Origin of the sequence: Mesorhizobium sp. M0904 (assembly GCF_040319475.1) — a bacterium.
Taxonomy (GTDB): domain Bacteria; phylum Pseudomonadota; class Alphaproteobacteria; order Rhizobiales; family Rhizobiaceae; genus Mesorhizobium.
In genome coordinates this window covers 12934-32762 of sequence record NZ_JAMYOC010000006.1, presented here as the reverse complement: position 1 = coordinate 32762, position 19829 = coordinate 12934, and the positions used below count along the sequence as shown (strand labels likewise).

At 62.0% G+C, this 19829-nt stretch carries 20 protein-coding genes and 2 pseudogenes; 10 read left to right on the top strand and 12 right to left on the bottom strand.

The annotated features are described in order from the left end of the window. Positions 1–51 precede the first annotated feature (51 nt). Genes NKH80_RS08310 through NKH80_RS08300 form a run of 3 tightly spaced genes read left to right on the top strand, consistent with a single transcriptional unit; the run spans position 52 to position 3058 of the window. Complete coding sequence (locus NKH80_RS08310) at positions 52–1188, top strand: efflux RND transporter periplasmic adaptor subunit (RefSeq protein ID WP_352478377.1); 1137 nt, start codon at positions 52–54, stop codon at positions 1186–1188. Further along, complete coding sequence (locus NKH80_RS08305; RefSeq protein WP_352478379.1) at positions 1185–2333, top strand: ABC transporter permease; 1149 nt, start codon at positions 1185–1187, stop codon at positions 2331–2333. Before NKH80_RS08310 ends, NKH80_RS08305 begins: the two co-directional genes overlap by 4 nt. Then, positions 2333–3058: an ABC transporter ATP-binding protein gene (locus NKH80_RS08300; RefSeq protein WP_352478380.1), complete on the top strand. Its 726-nt coding sequence runs from the start codon at positions 2333–2335 to the stop codon at positions 3056–3058. The genes NKH80_RS08305 and NKH80_RS08300 overlap by 1 nt, the downstream gene beginning before the upstream one ends. A gap of 147 nt (positions 3059–3205) precedes the next feature. On the opposite strand, the gene NKH80_RS08295 is transcribed toward NKH80_RS08300, so the two are convergent. Next, a complete protein-coding gene (locus tag NKH80_RS08295; RefSeq protein WP_352647721.1) occupies positions 3206–4168 on the bottom strand; it encodes a DMT family transporter in 963 nt (320 codons plus the stop codon). A 399-nt stretch (positions 4169–4567) separates the two neighbouring features. On the opposite strand from NKH80_RS08295, the gene NKH80_RS08290 reads away from it, so the two are divergent. Continuing rightward, complete coding sequence (locus NKH80_RS08290; RefSeq protein WP_352990866.1) at positions 4568–5917, top strand: PQQ-dependent sugar dehydrogenase; 1350 nt, start codon at positions 4568–4570, stop codon at positions 5915–5917. A gap of 93 nt (positions 5918–6010) precedes the next feature. Beyond that, positions 6011–6189: pseudogene (locus NKH80_RS08285) on the top strand (FAD-dependent oxidoreductase); the annotation flags it as partial. A gap of 66 nt (positions 6190–6255) precedes the next feature. On the opposite strand, the gene NKH80_RS08280 reads toward NKH80_RS08285, so the two are convergent. Continuing rightward, a complete protein-coding gene (locus NKH80_RS08280) occupies positions 6256–6507 on the bottom strand; it encodes a hypothetical protein (protein WP_352647464.1) in 252 nt (83 codons plus the stop codon). 583 nt (positions 6508–7090) lie between these two features. On the opposite strand from NKH80_RS08280, the gene NKH80_RS08275 reads away from it, so the two are divergent. Next, positions 7091–7750 (top strand): L,D-transpeptidase, encoded by a 660-nt coding sequence (locus tag NKH80_RS08275; protein ID WP_352736943.1) that lies wholly within the window; start codon positions 7091–7093, stop codon positions 7748–7750. A gap of 10 nt (positions 7751–7760) precedes the next feature. Beyond that, on the top strand, positions 7761–8282 hold the full coding sequence (locus NKH80_RS08270; protein ID WP_352990863.1) for an OmpA family protein: 522 nt from the start codon (positions 7761–7763) through the stop codon (positions 8280–8282). Positions 8283–9206: 924 nt separating this feature from the next. On the opposite strand, the gene soxR is transcribed toward NKH80_RS08270, so the two are convergent. Next, complete coding sequence (soxR, locus tag NKH80_RS08265; protein WP_127862987.1) at positions 9207–9641, bottom strand: redox-sensitive transcriptional activator SoxR; 435 nt, start codon at positions 9639–9641, stop codon at positions 9207–9209. 85 nt (positions 9642–9726) lie between these two features. On the opposite strand from soxR, the gene NKH80_RS08260 reads away from it, so the two are divergent. From NKH80_RS08260 to NKH80_RS08250, 3 genes are all read left to right on the top strand, one after another. Continuing rightward, entirely contained in the window at positions 9727–10449 is a 723-nt protein-coding gene (locus NKH80_RS08260; RefSeq protein WP_352990860.1) for an SDR family NAD(P)-dependent oxidoreductase, read from the top strand. Then, positions 10446–11540, top strand: coding sequence for an S-adenosylmethionine:tRNA ribosyltransferase-isomerase (locus NKH80_RS08255; RefSeq protein ID WP_352990857.1), 1095 nt, complete (start codon positions 10446–10448; stop codon positions 11538–11540). Before NKH80_RS08260 ends, NKH80_RS08255 begins: the two co-directional genes overlap by 4 nt. A gap of 198 nt (positions 11541–11738) precedes the next feature. After that, positions 11739–11939 (top strand): hypothetical protein, encoded by a 201-nt coding sequence (locus NKH80_RS08250; protein ID WP_352702909.1) that lies wholly within the window; start codon positions 11739–11741, stop codon positions 11937–11939. Between the two features lie 14 nt (positions 11940–11953). Here NKH80_RS08250 and NKH80_RS08245 read toward each other — a convergent pair whose 3' ends face one another. The 9 genes and pseudogenes from NKH80_RS08245 to NKH80_RS08210 all read right to left on the bottom strand — a co-directional run bounded on the left by NKH80_RS08245 (position 11954) and on the right by NKH80_RS08210 (position 19825). Next, positions 11954–12181, bottom strand: a complete 228-nt coding sequence (locus tag NKH80_RS08245) for a hypothetical protein (RefSeq protein ID WP_352478395.1) — start codon at positions 12179–12181, stop codon at positions 11954–11956. 478 nt (positions 12182–12659) lie between these two features. Beyond that, positions 12660–12780, bottom strand: a pseudogene (locus NKH80_RS30095) (AAA family ATPase); the annotation flags it as partial. A gap of 178 nt (positions 12781–12958) precedes the next feature. Continuing rightward, positions 12959–13150, bottom strand: a complete 192-nt coding sequence (locus NKH80_RS08240) for a DUF6494 family protein (protein WP_023679340.1) — start codon at positions 13148–13150, stop codon at positions 12959–12961. A gap of 812 nt (positions 13151–13962) precedes the next feature. Further along, on the bottom strand, positions 13963–15105 hold the full coding sequence (locus NKH80_RS08235; RefSeq protein ID WP_352991093.1) for an MFS transporter: 1143 nt from the start codon (positions 15103–15105) through the stop codon (positions 13963–13965). Positions 15106–15785: 680 nt separating this feature from the next. Beyond that, complete coding sequence (locus NKH80_RS08230; protein WP_352478397.1) at positions 15786–16490, bottom strand: GntR family transcriptional regulator; 705 nt, start codon at positions 16488–16490, stop codon at positions 15786–15788. A 102-nt stretch (positions 16491–16592) separates the two neighbouring features. Next, entirely contained in the window at positions 16593–17333 is a 741-nt protein-coding gene (locus tag NKH80_RS08225) for an aspartate/glutamate racemase family protein (protein ID WP_352896956.1), read from the bottom strand. Between the two features lie 8 nt (positions 17334–17341). After that, a complete protein-coding gene (locus tag NKH80_RS08220; protein ID WP_352478401.1) occupies positions 17342–18064 on the bottom strand; it encodes an ABC transporter ATP-binding protein in 723 nt (240 codons plus the stop codon). Between the two features lie 2 nt (positions 18065–18066). Further along, positions 18067–18846, bottom strand: a complete 780-nt coding sequence (locus NKH80_RS08215; protein WP_352478402.1) for an ABC transporter ATP-binding protein — start codon at positions 18844–18846, stop codon at positions 18067–18069. Between the two features lie 4 nt (positions 18847–18850). Then, positions 18851–19825: a branched-chain amino acid ABC transporter permease gene (locus NKH80_RS08210; protein ID WP_352506249.1), complete on the bottom strand. Its 975-nt coding sequence runs from the start codon at positions 19823–19825 to the stop codon at positions 18851–18853. Between the last annotated feature and the right edge of the window lie 4 nt (positions 19826–19829).

Below are 19829 nucleotides of genomic sequence, written 5' to 3'. Positions count from 1 at the left end.
TCGATTCAGGGGTCAGCGGGGCCGGTGGAAGCCGGTGCAGGTAAAAGGCACGTGATTCGCTTCATCTTAATCTTGTTTGCCGTTCTGGCGGCAGTCGGGCTCTTTTCTGGTTGGTATATCTGGCCTGCTCAGGTGGAGTCCTATGTCGCCCAGCGAAGGCTGATCGCGCGTGAAATCGCCGGACCCGGCCTCCTTGGTGCAACCAACCAGGTCGTCGTGACGGCAAGGATCCAGGCATTCCTGGCCGACGTTCGCGTCGACCGGAATGACGAGGTAAAGACCGGCGATATCCTCGCCACGCTAAACGCGACTGAAATCGAGTATCAGCTTGCCGCAGCGGTCGCCAACGACCGGGCCGCGGCGGAGAGCGTGCGCGAGGCCGAATTGGAGCGTGACCGGCTGGTTATCGCCGCCCGTACTGCAAAGGCAGATCTGGATCGCAGGAAGAGCCTGCTCGCCAGCAAATCGATTTCTCAGGCCGAGTTCGACCTCTTCGAAGGCACCCAGAAGCAAGCCGAGGCCGCATTGGCGCGAGCGACCGCTAGCATCGAGCGCGCAAAGGCCCAGGCCGCGGCCGCCTCCGCCGAGGTCGAGCAGATAAGGAGCCGTTTCGGCGAAACCTCGATACGCTCGCCTGTCAATGGGGTGGTGGTTTCCCGCAGCCGCACGGTGGGAGACCTGCTTTCTCCGGGCGTCGAACTGATGCAGATCGTCGACCCGACGTCATTGCTGGTCATGGCGCGCTTCGACGAATCCGCGATGGGGTCGCTTCGGCCGGGGCAAGTAGCCAAAGTCACCTTCTCATCGGATCCGCAACGGCCCTACGCTGCTTCCATTGCGCGGATCGGCCGGCAGGTCGATCAAGAGACGCGCGAGTTCACGGTCGATCTTAAATTGCGCGAGGTGCCGGCGAACTGGGCTGTGGGTCAGCGTGCAAGCGTCACCATCCAAGCGGAATCGCCGTCACCGGGCATCGCGGTGCCACAGCGATTCCTGGCGAGAAACCAGGGACGGGTGGGTCTTTGGATTGCACATGACGGGCGGGCCTATTGGGCTCCTGTTTCGCTGGGCTACTCCAGCGGCACCGATATCGAGATCACGCGCGGCCTAAAGGTCGGTGATGTCGTGCTCAGTCCGACAGGCCGCTTCCAGTACCAAGCGGTTAACCTCCAGGCATTGAGCAGGTGAATCTCGCGGTCAAAGATATCAGGCATAACCTGCTGAGGTTCATCCTGACCGTTTTCGGCGTCGGCCTGCTGATGGCGGCGACGATCGGCATGCTGGGCATGTATCGCGGCATCGTCTACGAAGCCTTGATCGTGATCGACGGCATTGGTGCCGACCTCTGGGTCGTCGAAGGGGGAAAGTCCGGACCGTTCGCCGAATCCTCCGCCGTACCGGCGAATCTCGATCGCCGCGTGGCCGGTGTGGCCGGTGTGGCGGCAACGCGGCGGTTCATCCAATACAACCAGCAGTTCGAAATTGACGGGCTTCCGCTGCGAATGTCCGTCACTGGTGTGGACTATCCAAGCGACAGTGGCAGCTGGATACCGTTGATCGCCGGCCGGTACTTCCAATCAAATCGCTACGAGGCCATAGCCGACAAGACTTTAGGCCTGGTTGTGGGTGACGAGATCCGGCTTGGACGAGATAGCTATACGATTGTCGGCGTGTCGGCCGGGCAGGTCGACATGGGTGGCGACGGATTGTTGTTCGTCACCATCCCGGACGCGCAGGTCATCAACCGACTGCTGCCCAGCGAGGCGATCCTCCTCAACCGTGCGGCCAAGGGCAAGACGCGCATGGGTCTCGGCGACGAGACCGGAAGTGTCGCTGCGGTCATCGTCGAAACTCTCCCGGGCGCTGACAAGGAGGTCGTGCGTGACTCGATCAAACGCTGGGGCGACGTCGAGGTCCTCACGCAGCAGGACCAGGAAACGCTTCTACTGGACGGCCGCCTCGGCAAGCTCCGCGTCCAGATCCTGGCTTTCACGACGATGACGCTGCTGATCTGCTGCGCCGTCATAGCACTGACCATCTATACGATGACAATCGAGAAGGTCGCGCAGATAGCACTTCTGAAGCTGATCGGCGCCCGTGACCGGGTGATCATCGGCATGATTGCGCAGCAGGCGGGGCTGATCGGCTTTTGCAGCCTCGTTCTGGCCATAGCCATCTCGTTTACGATCTATCCGAGATTTCCGAGAACTGTGCTGATGACCGAATCCGATCTTGGCGTGTTGTCGTTCGTGCTGATGGCACTCAGCCTTGCGGCCAGCTGGTTTGCGATTCGTCGCGCGCTCGCGGTCCGTGCCCAGGAAGTGTTGGCCTGATGTCGAAGCGCCGCCTCGCCACGCTGGAGGTTCGGAATGCCAGCAAGGTCTACGAGAGCGGCGGCTCGCCGGTCACCGCGTTGGCGGCAGGTTCGCTGACCTTGAGCCCCGGCAGTGTTACCGGCATCGTCGGGCCCAGCGGCTCTGGCAAGACGACGCTGCTGATGATCGCCGGTCTGCTGGAGACACCGACAACGGGAGAGGTCCTGTTCGACGGCAAGGTGATTTCGCGTCCCGGTGCGAAGCTCAACGAGCTACGGGCCTTCAGGCGGACCCATCTTGGGTTTGTGTTCCAGAAAGCGAACCTGATCCCCTTTCTCACGGCCGCCGAAAACATTGCCATCGCCATGCAGGTCAATGATGTCGGTCGCCAGCAGGCGCAGGCGCGAGCCAGCCGGCTTCTCGCCGCGTTGGGCATCGAACATCGCGGCTCCAATTATCCTTCCCAACTTTCCGGCGGCGAACAGCAGCGCGTTTCAATCGCCAGGGCCTTGGCAAACGATCCCACCGTTATTCTAGCCGACGAACCTACCGCCGCATTGGATGGTACACGGGCGGAGATGGTGATGAAGGTGTTCAGGCATCTGGCGGACAGCCGCAATGTCGCGATCTGCGTTGTGACCCACGATACGCGCTGGAAGACTTATTTCGATTCGATGCTCGAGCTCGAGGATGGGCGGGCACGAGAGCCGTCTCCCTTTGGCATGATGGCTGAACGGCATTGATCACCGCTCGACGCGGCCATGGCGGTATTTCCGCAGAGAAGATGTTATCGCGATCCAACACGCGCCGCCTTCAATGTCATGGGCTGCACCGGCCGAAAGGACTGTCAAAGACTTACGAGTTGCTGGCCGAAGCGGCGGTGCTGAGGTTCACCACGCGACACGCACCGTGCGCTGCCTCGGCTTGATCGCGGTGGCGAGCAGCAGGCCGGCGATGATGAGGGCGGCGCCGGCGAGATCGTAGTCGTGCAAGCTTTCGCCGAGGAACAGATAAGCGAGAACGGCGACGAAGGCGGTCTGCAGATAGAGCAGCATGCTGGCGCGCCCGGCGCCAAGCGTCTCGACGCTACGGTTGTAGAGATAGTACATCAGGGCGCCGCCCGGGCCAGCAACATAGGCGAGGGCCAGCAGGCCGTTCGCATGCAGCGCCGAACGATCCCCGGAAAACAGTTCCCAGAGATAAAGGGGCAGTGCGGCCAGCGCGCCGGCTCCCAGCAGCAGGACCACCATCGGCAGAAGCTCGATAGCGAATTTGGCGCGACGCAGCAGCACGGTGTAGAGGCCCCAGCAAAAGGCGCTGCCGACGATCCACAACTCGCCGGGATTGAATTGCAGTTGCATCAGCGCGGCAAGGTCGCCGCGCGCCACGATCACCACCATCCCGGCCAGAGCGACCAGCGCTCCAAGCGCTTTCCAGACACCGAGGGGCTCGCCGAGCACGAAGCGGGCAAGCACCATGGTCATGATCGGCGACAGCGCCATGATGATGCCGGCGGTTGTCGCGTTGGTGTAGTTGAGGCCCGTGTAGATCATGCCCTGACACAAGGTCAGCCCGATGGCGCCGATGACCAGCACCTCGATCACCCGGGATTGGATCAGCTCGAGCATCGCCCCGTGATGACGATGGACGATAGGCAGCAGGATCGCGCAGGCAAGCGTCAGCCGCCAGAAGCAGAGTGCCCAAGGCGGCATCTCGGGGGCAACCCACTTGGCTGCGATATAGACGCCGGCCGACAGGAGCCAGCAGAGCGTCGCGAGAGAATAGGCGAGCGGGAGTGATGCGTCGGGTCTCGCCTTCGCTACACTTGGATGTGCTATCGGCAGCGATTGGATATCCGTCTCCTCCCACCGCGGACTTTAGCAGATTTGCAGCGCCTTGCTAAGCAGCGACAACAGCTGTTTCACCAGCCAGTGCAATCGGTGGGTCATTGTGGGTCCCGCCGTTCACGGTCTCGCTCCATTCCAACGCATGTTGGCCCATTGAGCAACTCGATACCGAAAAGCGCAAGCCGTATCGATTTCGCGCGATACGAATGTGAGATTCATATCGCGCGACAGATATTCGGGCGGTTGCCACAATCTCCTCGCGCCATATTTCTACCGAGAGCAGATCTGTCGCGAATTCCTGGTCCGCGGATCACGAGCGCCGCTGTTTCGAAGCAATTGGAAGAATAAGCCACTGACTTCCGTTTGCACAAAGAGCGCGACACAGATCCATGCGGAGGACGTCCGATGCATGCCGGCTTCCGAGGAAGCGTACTCGTGGCGGTATTGGGAGCCGTCATGGCGAGCTGCGTCGGTATTCCGGCGCAAAAAACCGGGCCGGCGCAAAAAACCGGGGCAATAACCGGCTATGGCCCCAACCCCACCTTACCGAAACCAAGGCCGACGCTGATCCCGACTGTTAACATCGCCGAGGCGAAAGGCTGGCAGAAAGGAGGTATGCCGACCCCGGCGAAGGGGCTGACAGTGAACGCCTTCGCCACCGGCCTCGACCATCCGCGCTGGCTGCATGTGCTTCCGAACGGCGACGTGCTGGTTGCTGAGACCAATGCCCCTGCCAAGCATGACGAAGGCTTTAGTCTCAGAAAGGTCTTCATGGACCTGGCTATGAAGCGGGCCGGCGCCGCGACCAAAAGTGCTAACCGCATCACGCTCCTGCGCGACACAGATGGCGATGGCATTGCGGATGTGCGCACGACGTTCGCGGAAGGCCTCAATTCGCCGTTCGGCATGACGCTGTCCAAAGGCAAGCTCTTTGTCGCGAATACCGACGCACTCGTCGCTTTCCCCTACTCCAACGGCCAGACCCGAGTCAGCGCGTCGCCGGAAAAGATCATCGACTTGCCGGCCGGGGACCTCAACCATCATTGGACCAAGGACGTGATCGCAAGTCCGGATGGACGCAAGCTCTATGTCACCGTTGGTTCCAACAGCAACGTTGGAGAAAACGGCATAGCCGCGGAGAAGAACCGCGCCGCCGTTCTTGAAGTGGATCGGTCTACCCGCCGCACTCGGGTCTTCGCCTCGGGCCTGCGCAACCCAAACGGGCTCTCCTGGAATCCTGAAACTGGCGAGCTTTGGGTCGCCGTGAACGAGCGTGACGAAATCGGCGACGACCTTGTGCCGGATTACATGACCTCGGTTCGTGACGGCGCTTTCTACGGATGGCCCTACAGCTACTACGGACAGAACGTCGACGAACGCGTCAAGCCGCAGCGCCCCGATCTCGTGGCGACGGCGATCAAGCCCGATTACGCCCTGGGCTCTCATACCGCCTCGCTGGGACTGACCTTCTCCAAAGGCGCCCGGCTCGGTCCGGCCTACGGCAACGGCGCCTTCGTCGGCCAGCACGGCTCGTGGAATAGAAGCGTGCATAGCGGCTACAAGGTGATCTTCGTGCCGTTCCGTGGTGGCAAACCGAGCGGCCCTCCGAAAGATGTGCTCACTGGCTTCATCGGGCGTAATGGCGAGGCGATGGGCCGTCCGGTCGGCGTAGCTATCGATCAGACTGGCGCACTGCTCGTCGCCGACGACGTCGGTAATGTCATCTGGCGGGTCCGCCGGGCGAATGGCCGTTGAGCGCAGGTGCCTTTCTGATTCCGACCTCAGCCTTCGGCTACAGCGCCACGCCCGATATGACTTCATTCGGCTGCGACTCGATGCAAATGCCAGTTGACGACACCGCGCCTGCCGCATGTCGGCCGCTACGGCGAGGTCTATTTTGCGCATGGCTATTCGGGCCAGGGGTGATCCTGTCGACGCTGCCGTTCCTCGGCGGCACGGCGCTGAGCGGCCCGCTCCACGTGCTCGGCATGCTTTGGTACGCACTGCGCGACCGCATCAAACATTGAGCGCAGGCAGTGGCAACTTCTGTCCCGCAGGATCAAGCCTGCGTAGACGTGCCTGCTTTTCCGCAGCTAATAGATAGATATGATTGCAGGATTAACCATTTCATAGCCCAGGCGCGGCTCCGATTTGTCTTTCGAAATCCCGCTGGAGACAGTTCCGGTTGAACTGCGATCCAGCTTTGTTTCCCTGGTTTTCTTGATCGTGCTGCGCGACAGGTCGGCGCAGGCCGACGCTGTGTTGACCACCCTCTTTTTCTCGTGCGCAACGGCGGCGGTGGATACGGCAATCACCATTGCCGCACAAATAATCACCAATCTCATTGATTTCCCCCTTAGAGCACCGAAAACGTGTGGTCGACTGCCTTGAGACGCCGGCGAAGAGGTTACTCGCGCCTGGCCGATCCATGCGGCTTCCGACTGCCCAAGAATGTGACTACATTAGCTGAAGCGCAAGTAACCATTTCGGACTAGGCAGCGGGTTCACCCTTCGACGGAAAGCGGCTGAGCTGCCGGCGAAAAGGCAGGCGTTTTAGCCGTTTCCGCCGCCGGGCGCCTTCTGAGAGCGACGCAGTCGATCGCGACGGAATGCGGCTATGCAGGAGGCTGGCAGAATAGACCGACAGCTCTGCTTCGAGCGCAACGCTCGCCGGCCAGAGGCTCGGAATCACCAAAGTCGACGACGGGATTTGGCTCGTCTCCGTCATGGACATACGTGCTCAAGGCTCACTCGGCGCAGCTTCGTTGCGGCACCGGCGGGCGCGTACAGCGGAGTGCTGGAATGGCAGCTATTCACCTCCCGCCAGTCCGCTTCCGGCGGACTGCAGCAACGCGGCATTTTCCACTTTGAGGCGAAGTAATTCTCAACTATGCTTGAGCTAGGCTTTTGGCATGGGGGATATTGCCGATGGTTTCGTCACGCAGGGGTGTCGTGCTCGGCGGCCTGGCGCTGGTCGCGGTGGGTGCAACCAGCAATATTGCTCAAGCCGCGGCGGCAAAATCCTTTTTCGCGGGTACCGCCAGCGACAACAATTTTGTCTATCGCAAGACCAACTTCGCCAAGATCGACAAGAGATGGCATCGCCAGATCGTCAAGTATTTCAGCAGCGAGCCGGTCGGCACCGTCGTGGTCGATACCCGCCACCATTTCCTCTACGTCATCATGGAAAACAAGACCGCCATCCGCTACGGCGTCGGCGTCGGCAAGGACGGCTTCAAATGGTACGGCCGCGCGACGATCGACCGCCGCGCGCTGTGGCCGGATTGGGTCCCGCCCCCCGAAATGCGTAAGCGCAGGCCGGAACTACCGCCCATGATCGCAGGCGGCGCGTCCAACAATCCGCTCGGGCCGCGCGCGCTCTATCTGCACCGCGACGGCGCTGACACCGGCTACCGCCTGCATGGCACGCTGGAGCCATGGAGCATCGGCACCGACGCTTCCAGCGGCTGCATCCGCATGTTCCCGGAAGACATCATCGACCTCTACCAGCGCTGCCCGATCGGCACCGCGGTGCAGGTCCTGCCGCATATCGCCGACCAGGCGCCCGCTTCCACCACTGTCGAATGATTGGCGCCTCATGAACCGCATGATTGAAAACACGCGCCGGCTGCTCGCTGCCGGCCTGCTGATGCTGGTCGCATCCTGCTCGACCAGCAACACGCTCGCCCCTTCCACGCCTGACATCACCAACACCGAGGTTGCCGGCTTCCAGAACGTGCAGCCGGGCAGCGAGGAGGATTTTATCCTCAATGTCGGCCGCCGCACCTATTTCACGCAAGGTTCGGCCGCGCTCGATTCTGTCGCCAAGGCCACCCTCGACACCCAGATCGCCTGGTTAGCAAAGCATCCGCGCTGGCTGCTCAAGCTGCAGGGGTTCGCCGACGATCCCGGCGCAAGTGAAATGGCGCTGTCGCAGCAGCGCGCCGATGCGGTGATGGACTACCTCGCCGCCGGCGGTATAGACCGCAATCGCATGTGGGCCAAGGGCTACGGCAAGGACAGGCTCGTCCGCGACTGCCCCGACACCGCCTGCAGGTCGCAGAACCGCCGCGTTGTGTCTAATTTGCGCGATGAGAGGGACTCAATGCCGACACTTTGAAGCGGACGTTGAAGGGAGCGCCCTGTGTGCGGCGATAACGCTGTTCCGGATCGCTGGGATACGCCCGCAGCCTCGGTGGCAAGCATAACGAAAGGAACCAAGCTGCCAGGGCCAGTTTCGAAGCCGGTTCCTGAAAAGGTCAATCCATGTCGCGCGCGTGTCGCGTGGATTTGCCGAGTGTCGCAGGAAATCCTTGCAAATCACCGGTAGCTGCTTGCAACATGGCGCGAAACACAATCGGCCAGCTTTAAGGGCTAGCCGATTGTCAAGTTTACTTGAGAAATTCTTGGTAGTGGGAGACCGCTACATCGCGACACCCACTATTGAGGCGGCGCTTTTTTGCTATCGTTGGCAAGCGGCCTGACAGCAAATCGAGATCGAGCAACCACGAACTCGACGATGATGGATGGGACGAACTGCGCCGAAAAAGCTGACAAATTCGGATACTTAACGTAAAACCTTGGGTCATGCGGTACCGAATGCAGTACCGTTCGGGCGATCAACCAACGATTGGCGAAATTTTGAACGGGCTACCATTACCGATGGCCTAAACACCATCTTCGTCCTTCGTTGCCGCAAGAAAGGTTCCCCAACCGCCGGATCAATCCGATCAGCCTGTGCCAACGCGCAACGGCTCCAATACTCAAACGTTTCGGGCGGGACTGAAGAGGTTGATGACTGCCGCACCCGGAGCAGTTCGACGTATTTCCTTATTTCGCTTGGCCTGCTGAAATGCAGCCGCGTTTTTAGAAGGAACGACCGTCTGGCAGGACGACGCAAGCACTTGATGGCAAGGCCGTCGAGCGGATGGAGAAAGTCAGCGACGAACAATACCGCCGCTGAACCTTACCGGGCCGCAACGTCTCGCACTTGGCGAAGTCTTGCGCTGCCGAGTCCTGCAATAGTGACAGGCACGCTGCCAACTCACCCCAGCCAATACCTCGGCCCCGGCCCCTTGCGTCCTGCCATATCGGCAGGGTTCGCAAGGCTACACCGGTCGATCGACAGACAGCCGCAACCGATGCACTCGGTAAGCCCGGACCTCAGGCGCTGCAACTCGGCGATGCGCTGGTCGATGCGCTTAGTCCACTGGCCCGACAACCGCGACCAATCCCGACGCGACGGCACGCGATCGGCTGGCAACTTGGCGAGCTCGGCGCCGATCTCCTCAAGCGTCAGCCCAATTCGCTGCGCGAAGACGATGAAGGCGATCCGGCGCAGCACGGATCGCGGATAGCGTCTGTGTCCCGAGCCGGCCCGCTCGGACGCGATTAGGCCGCGCTCCTCGTAGAAGCGCAGGGCCGATGAGGCGACGCCGCTGCGCCGCGACACGTCGGTGATGGTCAGCATGGAATCCATGCATGAACGAAAGCACGATTCCCGCTTGACTTCAAGTTAACTTGAACTTGTAGCAAGGGCCATAAAGCTTGAAGGAGCACCGGTAATGCAGTCGAATATTGATCTTCAAGGACTTCGCGTGGCGGTCACGGGCGGCACCTCCGGGCTCGGAATGGCGCTTGTGCGGCAGCTGACCGCGCAGGGTGCGTGCGTGGCCTTCGTCGCTCGCACCGCCGCGAATGTCGAACGCATCGCTGACGAGACGGGCGCGCACGGCATTGTCGGCGACGTCGGCAAGAAGGAGGACACCTACTCGATCGCGCTACAGGTCACTGCCAGCCTCGGCGGGCTCGACGTCCTGATCAACAATGCCTCGAGCCTCGGCCCTGTCCCTCTGGCGCTCCTCGCCGATACTGAGTGCGAGGAGCTGGAAGTGGCGCTCGCGGTCAACCTGGTCGGCGCGTTCCGGCTGACGAAGGCCCTGTTCGGTGCGCTTGCCGCGTCCGCACGCGAGGGCCGTGGCGCGATGGTGATCAACATCTCCAGCGACGCGGCGGTGAACGCCTATCCCGGCTGGGGCGCGTATGGGGCGAGCAAGGCCGCTCTTGCCCATCTGACGGCGATTTGGGAGGAGGAGGCGAAAGCCGACGGCATACAGCTCCTCGCACCCGACCCTGGCGACATGGACACCCCGCTGCACGCGCTAGCGCTTCCTGACGCCGATCCGTCTACATTGAAACGCCCCGAGCTGGCTGCTGCCGAGATCATCGAAAAGATGATCGACGCGTTACAGGTCCGCGCTACGCTTCACGCCGGGGCATGCGCATGATTGCCGCCGATCGTTCCGATCGGCGCGCAGGCAGGCTGTTGGTCGTCGAGGCGGACGGCACGATACGCGACCTGCCGCGCGCTGGAATCGCAACGCTATTCGGTCCCGGCGATCAGGTCGTCGCCAATGACGCCGCGACCTTGCCTGCCAGCTTGCACGGCACGCATGTCCCAAGCGGTGAGGCGATCGAGATCCGCCTGGCGGGCTGGCTGTCACTTCCCGATCCAACCCGTTTCGTGGCGATTGCCTTCGGCTCGGGCGATCACCGCACGCGCACGGAAGACCGGCTGCCCCCACCTCCGCTGTCACCAGGCGATCGCCTCCGGCTCGGCTCGCTTGACGCCGTCGTCGAGCGCCTTCTCGACCATCCACGCCTTCTCGAGTTGCACTTCCCCGGCAACCGCGCAGCAGTGCTTGCAGGATTGGCGCAGCACGGCCGGCCGATCCAATACGCGCATGTTCCCGAGCCGTTGGCACTGTGGGATGTTTGGACGAAGATTGCCGCCGGGCCGGTCGCGTTCGAGGCGCCGTCGGCAGGCTTCGCGCTCGACTGGCGCACGCTCCAAGCCTGGCGTCGGCACGACGTTGGCTTTGCAACACTCACGCATGCTTCGGGCGTGTCTTCCACCGGCGATCCCGCGCTCGACTCGCGCCTTCCCTTCGACGAGCCATACCGCATCCCTGGGCGCACCGCGGCGCAGGTCGCGCGGGCGAAGCTGCGCGGCAGCCGCATCATTGCGATCGGCACGAGCGTAGTGCGCGCACTTGAGGCAGCCGCCAATCCCGGCGGCAATGTGCGTGCCGGAAATGGCATTGCGACAGGGTGCATCGCGCGGGGCACGCGGCTTCGCGTGGTCGATGCGATTCTCACAGGCGTCCACCAGCCCGGCGAAAGCCATTTCGAGCTCCTGCGCGCCTTTGCCGACGATGCTCTGCTCGCTAAGGCCTCCGCAGCCTTCACCGCGTATCGATACCGCGCGCATGAATTCGGCGATTCCATGCTGCTCAATCGCCAACCGCTGCTTCTATCGCGCGAACAGAACCGTGCCGAGGTGCTCGAGACGAAGCCTCTACTCGAGGCGTGGCTATGATGTCGGCAGGTTCGGTGGCATTCCGGGCCGCACCGCGAACGTCAGCTTCGGAGAAGTGTAACAGACCGAAGGTTGATTGACGGTTCTCCCCAGGTCCACCCGGTTCCGAACCGGCACAACGCGCCAATTGCCGACCTTTCCGGCGAGTGTACCACTACCCACCGCCGCCCCGAGCATTCCCGACACCGAGCCGTCGGCATGACGTCGACCGATCGCTCCGCGGCGGCCTGGATCGACCAACCGCTGGCCCACGTCGCTGAAGCCATCGGCCGCATGGACGACGATCGGTTCCTGGCCGAGCACCAGTCCGCCCACGATGAACCGCGCTCGCCGTCTGTGGACATGGTTGCCGCGGTGCTTGAGTGGTGGCGCCGGTGGCCGGTGGGGCGCGACGAATGAAGCGCCGGCCCAGTTCAACCTGGGCGACGCCGTTCAAAGCTGGGGGGATCGATCTTCACCAAGCGGTCTGCGGCCTCGACCGCAGCTCGTATCCTGCTGCGCAGCGCGAGATTCTTGGCCAGCATTTCTTCAGTGCGTTGAAGCGCGAGCTCGGTCCGATGGATGCGCTGCCTGGCAATGGCAACTTCCGATGTCAAAATATCGGCCGCTATCCCGTGGCCGTGGGGTTCCATAGTGTCCATCAGTTTCTAATACATGGGGGGCGATATCGTTCCCTGATATCGGGCGAGCGGGGTGCCGCCGTTCCTCTATCAGGTGATGAGCGCTGCCAATATGGTCCGGCCGTCTTTGCAGCCGCGACAGGCGCGATGGGCCGAATGACCAACGCGCTCCCTGTCAAAACAGCGCCAGAAACAAGGCGCCCCCCTCGATCCATCCTGATGCGGCCCGATGAAGTGCGGGATATCAAATCAGCCGCCGACTATGCTGGCCGCGATGACAGGACCATTCGTCGTTGGGCAACGCGATATGGGATCGGGCGCCAGAGTGGACGAGGTGCGCCCCATCGAAATTAGCCTGCCAGCCTTGGAAATGGTTGCACGGCAAATTGGAGGCGCTGGAGAGGCTGCGCGCCGGCGACAGATCAAATCGATGCTGCGGCCGCGCTCGAGTTTCAAACGGGCAACCGGCGTTGGAGACGGTCGCCCGGCCGCTTCACATAACGGCGCGGCGGGCGAACGCCGCCCCGTCAACCCAGGGGTAGCACATCGCCGTTCCGATCAAGTTCCTCCGCGACGACACGTCGGCCCGGTTCCTCGACAACCGCATATCCTCGTCGGGCGCCTCCATAGATTCGTTGAACCAACGACTGGAAAGGATCGGTGTTTCGCGTTCCGTCAGAGTCGCAAGAGCGCGGGGTGAGCGGTACTACATCCACCCGGCCAGACGCCATTCCAACCGCTGATCCGTCTCGACGCTTTCGGCCGCCTCGGCCGTTTCGCTAGGTCGCTTCGCCCCGCTTATGGAAGTTCGATCTCGCCGTCCACCACGTGGTTGAGGCCGGTGCCTTCCGCCGTCAGCGTCATGCGGACCTTCAGCTTCTTGCCTCCGATTTGCCCTTCGCGCACCGTCTCCTCGATCTTGCGCTGGGAGGTGACGCCGACTTCCTTCAGGAACTTGCGGATCGACATGTTGACGGCGTCTTCGCTCATGGCGGAACTCCTCTGTATCCGGAAGGGATTGTAAGGGAAGGCAAGGGATCAAGGAAGCAGGACGGTGTGACGCACGGTTTTATAGAAATAGACCTGGAGCCGGGAGGAGACGTCGGGTCCTTAAACTTGATCGACCCCTGGCAGGAGGAGTGGAACCGATCGACGTCTTGCGCAGAAGGAGCACTATGACGGCCATCTCGGCCTTGCTCTGACCGACCAGGAAAAGAGTGATCTGATCGAGTACCTCAAATCGATCTGATCAGCACTCGGCGCTTCTTTGGGTACGATTGGGAGGAAAGATCATCAAAGAAGATCGTGGTGAGATAAATTGCGGGTCGGCACAACGTGAGCCAGGCCAAGCGCTGTCTCGCCGGAAATTCTTAAGGTGTCGATGACCGGCGCGGCGACTGCCGGTGCAGGTGGGCTTGCTTCCTGCATGACAGGTCAGCCTGCGGCGCGGCGCCGAAACAACCCCAAAAGCCTGTGGCGCTTTATTAGGATGTTCCAAAGAAAGGTCGCCGCTGCGCCGGGTGCTCCCATTTCCTGAAGCCGAATGCATCCGAGATTGTCGCCGGTGAAATTAGCCCCGATGGTTGGTGCCGCTTTTACAAAGCACGGCCTGCCTGATCGGCAGAGCCCAGCGGAGAATTTCGTTGTCTGCTGCGCTGGCGGGTGATGGTCTGCAGGCCTCGCGTCGAGGATGTCGGGTCACATTAGGCATTCAACAAGTCCGGAGTCAGAGCCGAAATGATCGACGACCTTTCCAACATTTGCCTTCGCCATTGACCCCTCCCGGTCAAGCAACCCAAATATCAGCGTTCCTCTGGCGGCTTGACGTTCTGGAACTGCATCAGCAGCAGCAGATCATAAATGATTTTGAGTGTGCCGCAGATCAGGAGGGGCCATGCCCGGAACGAGGCAGCGAACAGAGCGCCCGCCAGGGCGGGACTGGCTGCGGCAGCCAAACTGCGCGGTACCGATGTGAAGCTCGCGGCGGCTGCCCGCTCCGCCTCCGTGACGACTGCCATGACGTAAGATGAGCGCGTCGGGACGTCCATCTGCGAAAGCGCGGCACGGATCAGCAGCAGGGCGAGCGCCAGAGGGAGCGTCGGCGCAAGCGCCGCCAGCATCAGGGCGATGCTGGACGGAATGTGTGTGAACACCATCGTGTCGATGAGTCCGATGTGCCGCGACAGCCAGGCGGCAACGGGGGATGAGAACGCCGAAAGGACGCCGGACCAGAAGAAGAAAAAGCCCGCTTCCGAAAGCGACAGGTCGAATTTTTCGAAAAGCCACAGGGCAAGCAACGACTGGACGAGGAAGCCGCCGGCAAAGGCATCAAGGCTAAAAAGGGCCGCAAGCCTGAAAACGATATTCCGCGAGGGGCCAAGCGCGGACGTGCTGCCGGAGTCCGACGTTGGACGGCGCTGCGGGACCTGCGCGTAAAGGAGACCGCCGAGCAGGCCCAGCAACGCATAGAGCACGAACATCGCCTTGATGCCGGTGAGTTGATCGAGGCCGGCTGGAGCCAGAAGATCAGGTGTCGCCGAAGCGAGCGCGCCAACCGCGGCTGCGAGCGCACCCACAAGGCTGTAGCGCGCGAACATCTTGGTCCGCGCGGCGTCGGTGACTTCGCGTGTTAGCACGGCATGCTCTAAGGGCACGAATACGCTGACGCTGCCGGCCGACGGGTTGATGGTGCCTGCGAAGGCGATCACCAAAAGCAGCGCGTAGTCGTGGACGACAGCAAAGGCCACACCCGTGGCGACCATCAGACTGGCGGCGGTAAGCAGGAGTTGGCGGTGATCGTGTCGGGCACCAAGGAGTCCGACGGCGATGGTCAAGAGCGCTGAACCGAGCAGCGATGCGGTTGCAATGATGCCGACCTGCAGAGGCGCGAAGCCTAATGCGAGGAGATAGACCGGCAACAGAACGGCCACGAAGCCGTCGCCCATGTCCCGCAGGGCTCGGGCCGCAAAAAGAAAAGTCGCCGGGCGGATCTGCTGCACTGATCTAGCCTGACCTCGTCACCTGCATTGGCGTCACCGGCTTTGGCAGCGTCGCTCGACAGGGCCGGAAAGATCATGACGGAGTCGCATTAGACATTCCAGCAAGGCGAATATCGGATTCAATCCTCGGGCTACCGCCCAACAATGCTGAATCATATCGTGTCAACGGCTTGCAACGACCGAAGACGCAACTGGCGCATATTGCACTTGGCTGTCAAGGTCGGGAAGAAGGGTCGGATCGCGAAGTTCCCCGCCGCATTGAACGTCCCAAGATGGCGCATAGTGCCGTTTCGGAACCGGGTGGACCGGGGGCAGGATCGCCAATCAACCTGGGATCATGTTGCAACCAAGTTCGAATGTCGCGTTGCTGGCAAGTAGAAATGTCGCATTGGGACGTTTCAGGGGTAGGCGCCAAGTCAGGATTGCGGGGTGACGTGCATCCTGGCTTCGCCGTGAGCGCCCGATCGGGGGCGATCAAGTATGGCACTTCGGCTTTACTAGCTTTGAGAGCGGCCACTTACGCGCGAGCTTCGTTGGCCGGTGTCGGTTGCGGGTGATCCGATATTCGTCCAGCATCGCGACGACATCTGCAATGCGAAGCTTGGCGAAGAGTTTGACAGCGCAGATCAGCGCAAGATGTCCGACAGGCTCTCGGGCTTCTTCTCGCCAAGCGACAGATCAAGGCCGGACAGAAGTTCGACGAGATGGCTTCGCATCAGGTCGGACGCGTTTTGTGCGTCGTGCTTTTCGATGGCATCGACGAGGGCGTGATGGGCGTGGCTTTCGCAGGTGGTGTCGCGGCGGCGCCAGTAGAGCGCGATGATCAGCGACGACCGCGACAGCAGGTCTTTGACGAAACCGGTCAGGATAGAATGGCCGGCGATTTCGGCTATGCCGACATGGAATTTTGCCGACAGCATGATGGCGTCGCTGTCGCGGCCGGCATGCAGGGCCTCGTGCTCTTTTTCGAGATGAAGCCGCAGTTGCGCGATCTCGGCCGGCTTTGCCACTTCGGCGGCAAGCGCCGCGACCTTGGGCTCGATCAGCGCCCGCGCCTCGAAGACCTCGCGCGCTTCCTGCTTGGTCGGCTGGGCGACGAACGCGCCGCGGTTCGGCTCGAGCCGAGCCAAGCGGTCATGCGACAGCGCCTGCAGCGCCGCGCGTATCACCGCGCGGCTCACCGAATAGATCGAGGCGAGTTCGTCCTCGGGTAGTTTTGTGCCCGGTGCGAGGCGGTGGCTGACGATGGCGTCGCGCAGGCCGGCATAGACCGGAAACCAGCGCATCGTCGGCTTGTCGCCATCCCGTGGCTTTGGCCCAAGCAGGTCCATCGTCTCATTGTCCCGGCGGCCGGATCGCATAGCGGCACGAACACCGCGTTTCCGGCCGCACATCGAACATCCTGTGTGGGAATGTCAACAATTTTGCACGCATCAGGATACACGGCCGGAGGGCGAAAAGGGCGCAAAGATTCCGGCGAAGGATTTTTCGAGTGGAACCTGGTAGCCGCCGCGCTTTGAGGTCGACAGGCCAAGGCCGACGAGGCTCTCGCAGAGTTTTACTGCGCAGGCGACGCCGTCGAGCACGGGAAGGCTATGTTCGCGGCTGAGCGCGGCGGCGAGGTCGGCCATGCCGGCGCATCCCAGCACAATCGCTTCGGCCCGGTCGTCGCGGATGGCGCGCTCGATCTCCTCCGAAATTCGATGGCGGGCGTTGGAGCCGGGCACTTCGAGCTCCAGAACGGGAACGTCGCTTGCCCGCACCCTGGCGCAGCGGCTGGCGAGGCCGTAGCGCACCAGATTGTGCTCGATCGCCGGCACCGAACGCGACAGCGTCGTCACCACGCTGAACTTGCCGGCAATCAGGCTCGCCATGTGAAACGCCGCTTCGCCGATGCCGACCACCGGCATCTCGCCGACGCAGCGTACTGCGTCGAGGCCGGTGTCGTCGAAGCAGGCGATGACGCAGGCGCTCGCCGCCGGATGTCTCAGGATCTCGCCGATCATTCCCGGGATGGCGAAGACCTCGTCGAAATAGCCTTCGACGCTCGGCGGCCCGTCCTTCGGATTGACGGCGATGATCCTGGTGCCGGCCGAAGCCGCAAGGCGCGCCGCCTCGCCGATCTTTTCGGTCATGGACGCGGTGGTGTTGGGATTGACGACGAGTACGTCCATTTGCGCTTTCATATTTCGCCGCCGAGATAGAGTTTCTTGACCCGGTCGTCGCCAAGCAGCTCAGCCGAATGTCCGGCCAGCGCGATCTTTCCGGTCGTCAGTGCGTAGGCGCGCTGCGAGATGCGCAGCGCCATGCGCGAATTCTGCTCGACCAAGAGAACACTGACCTTTTCGTCGCGATTGATCGCCACGATGGAGCGGGCGATGTCCTGAACGAGCTTCGGCGCGACGCCGAGCGAGGGTTCATCGAGCAGCAGAAGCTTCGGTTTGGCCATCAGCGCCCGCCCGATCACCAGCATCTGCTGTTCGCCGCCGCTCATCGTACCCGCCGTCTGGGAATAGCGTTCCTTCAGGCGCGGGAAGCGCCCGAGCACCATGTCCAGCGTCCTTGCGATTTCGGCCTTGTCGATGCGGGTGAAGGCGCCCATCATCAGATTGTCGCGCACCGTCATGTAGGAAAAGACGCGCCGACCCTCCGGCACCATGGCGATGCCCATCCTGACCAGCTCGTCAGGGCGCGTTCCGTCGATGCGGTGGCCCTGGAAATGAATCTCGCCGCTGCGGACCTTCTTCAGGCCGGTGATGGCGCGCAGGATCGAAGATTTGCCCGCGCCGTTCGCGCCGATTAGCGCGACGGTCTCGCCCTCGTTGACGTTGAGCGACACACCCTTCAGTGCATAGACATGGTCGTAGTAGAGTTCGACGTCGGAGACTTTCAGCAGTTCGCTCATGGCTAAAATCCGATCGTCTCATCTTCGGCGCCGAGGTAGGCCTCGATGACCTTTTCGTTCTCCTGGATTTCCTTCGGCGTTCCCTCGGCGATTTTCACACCGAAGTTCAGGACGACGATTCGGTCGGAAATGTTCATGACGGCGGGCATATCGTGCTCGACCAGCAGGACAGTCACGCCGCGCTTCCGCACGCCGCGCACCATCTCCACCGCGCGCACGGTTTCGTCATGGTTCATGCCAGCGAAGGGCTCGTCGAGCAGAAGGACGGTCGGGTTCGTGGCGAGCCCGATGGCAATCCCGAGCGCGCGCAGATGGCCGTGCGGCAGCGTGCTGGCGATCTCATGCCGTTGCGCGCCGAGACCGAGGAAGTCGATGATCTCGTCGGCCGAGCGGCCGAATTCATCTTCGTCGCGCCGTGCGGTATTCGTGCCGAGATAGAAGCCGGCAAGGCTGGCATTGGAACGCAGGTGATGCGCGATTATGACATTGTCGCGCACCGTCATGCCCTTGAAGATCGTCGTCTCCTGGAACGTGCGCACGACGCCCTTCCGGGCGACGATATGCGGCGCCAGGCCTGAAATCCGCTCTCCCCGGAACAGCACTTCGCCCGAGGTCGGATTGAGAAAAGAGGAAATCAGCTTGAACAGCGTCGATTTGCCGGCGCCGTTGGGGCCGATGACGGAAAGGATCTCGCGTTCGCGGACCGCGAAGGAAACATTGTTGACCGCGACCAGCCCGCCGAAGCGTTTGGTCACTGCCTTGATCTGGAGAAGGTCAGTCATGGTCCTAGCCCTGCTTCTTGCCGAACAGCCGGAGGCTGAGCAGGCCGTTGGGAAGGAACAGCATCAGCGCGATCAGCACCGACGAGAAGATCAGCAACTGGAACTCGCCGGTCTCGAACAGGAAATCCCAGCCGAAATAGAGCACGAAGGTGCCGATCATCGGCCCGAAGACGTAGCTGAGCCCGCCGAGGAAGCAGTTCAGCATGAAGTTCACCGAGTCGGTGACGGTGAAGCTGGACGGATAGATCGACTGAGAGATGGCGACGAACATCGCGCCGCCGAGACCGCCGAGGAACGAGGAGATGGCGTAGGCGATGACGCGCAGATAGGCGATATTGACGCCGATCGAGGAGGCCAGTTCCTCGTTCTGCTGCAACGACTGGCAGAGTTTGCCGATGCGCGAATGGACTAGGCGGTAGAGCGCTGCAAAGCACAGCACCATCAGCACAACCGACACCAGATAGAAGGCGGGACGCGGATTGGCGAGCGTCGCGAAATCCGGAAGGATGGTCAGCCCGAATATCGAGATGCCGCCGGGGAGCGGAATGCTGACCATGCCCTTGGCTCCGTTGGTGATCGGCAGTGCCAGTGCGAGCAGCCGCGCCACTTCGGTCAAAACCAGCGTGACCATGGCGAAATAGACGCCGCGAAGCCTGAGGATGGGCAGCCCGATCAGCACGCTTGCAGCGGCGCAGAATAGCCCAGCCAGCGGCAGTGTCAGCCAGAACGACACACCATACTGGACGACAAGGATGGCCGAAACATAGCCGCCCATAAGCGCGAAGGCACCCTGGCCGATATTGATGCGGCCGATGTAGAAAGTCACCCACACCCCGGCGCTGGCGATGCTGAGCAGCGCGACCGAAGTCAGCGTGTAGTAGAGGTCGAGCCGACCCGTCGCCTCGATCAGCCAGGGCACGCCGATGAGTACGACCAGCAGGAAGACAGCGACGCCGAGGATGTTGCGTGTACGCTTCATGTCG

Coding starts and splice junctions, on each gene's coding strand:
- NKH80_RS08210 (WP_352506249.1), bottom strand. CDS start 19,825: ATGAAGCGTACACGCAACATCCTCGGCGTCGCTGTCTTCCTGCTGGTC.
- NKH80_RS08225 (WP_352896956.1), bottom strand. CDS start 17,333: ATGGACGTACTCGTCGTCAATCCCAACACCACCGCGTCCATGACCGAA.
- NKH80_RS08220 (WP_352478401.1), bottom strand. CDS start 18,064: ATGAGCGAACTGCTGAAAGTCTCCGACGTCGAACTCTACTACGACCAT.
- NKH80_RS08255 (WP_352990857.1), top strand. CDS start 10,446: ATGATTGCCGCCGATCGTTCCGATCGGCGCGCAGGCAGGCTGTTGGTC.
- NKH80_RS08230 (WP_352478397.1), bottom strand. CDS start 16,490: ATGGACCTGCTTGGGCCAAAGCCACGGGATGGCGACAAGCCGACGATG.
- NKH80_RS08260 (WP_352990860.1), top strand. CDS start 9,727: ATGCAGTCGAATATTGATCTTCAAGGACTTCGCGTGGCGGTCACGGGC.
- NKH80_RS08275 (WP_352736943.1), top strand. CDS start 7,091: ATGGTTTCGTCACGCAGGGGTGTCGTGCTCGGCGGCCTGGCGCTGGTC.
- NKH80_RS08235 (WP_352991093.1), bottom strand. CDS start 15,105: ATGGGCGACGGCTTCGTGGCCGTTCTGTTGCCGGTCTATCTCCTCGCA.
- NKH80_RS08290 (WP_352990866.1), top strand. CDS start 4,568: ATGCATGCCGGCTTCCGAGGAAGCGTACTCGTGGCGGTATTGGGAGCC.
- NKH80_RS08240 (WP_023679340.1), bottom strand. CDS start 13,150: ATGAGCGAAGACGCCGTCAACATGTCGATCCGCAAGTTCCTGAAGGAA.
- NKH80_RS08270 (WP_352990863.1), top strand. CDS start 7,761: ATGAACCGCATGATTGAAAACACGCGCCGGCTGCTCGCTGCCGGCCTG.
- NKH80_RS08215 (WP_352478402.1), bottom strand. CDS start 18,846: ATGACTGACCTTCTCCAGATCAAGGCAGTGACCAAACGCTTCGGCGGG.
- NKH80_RS08300 (WP_352478380.1), top strand. CDS start 2,333: ATGTCGAAGCGCCGCCTCGCCACGCTGGAGGTTCGGAATGCCAGCAAG.
- NKH80_RS08250 (WP_352702909.1), top strand. CDS start 11,739: ATGACGTCGACCGATCGCTCCGCGGCGGCCTGGATCGACCAACCGCTG.
- soxR (WP_127862987.1), bottom strand. CDS start 9,641: ATGGATTCCATGCTGACCATCACCGACGTGTCGCGGCGCAGCGGCGTC.
- NKH80_RS08245 (WP_352478395.1), bottom strand. CDS start 12,181: ATGGACACTATGGAACCCCACGGCCACGGGATAGCGGCCGATATTTTG.
- NKH80_RS08280 (WP_352647464.1), bottom strand. CDS start 6,507: ATGAGATTGGTGATTATTTGTGCGGCAATGGTGATTGCCGTATCCACC.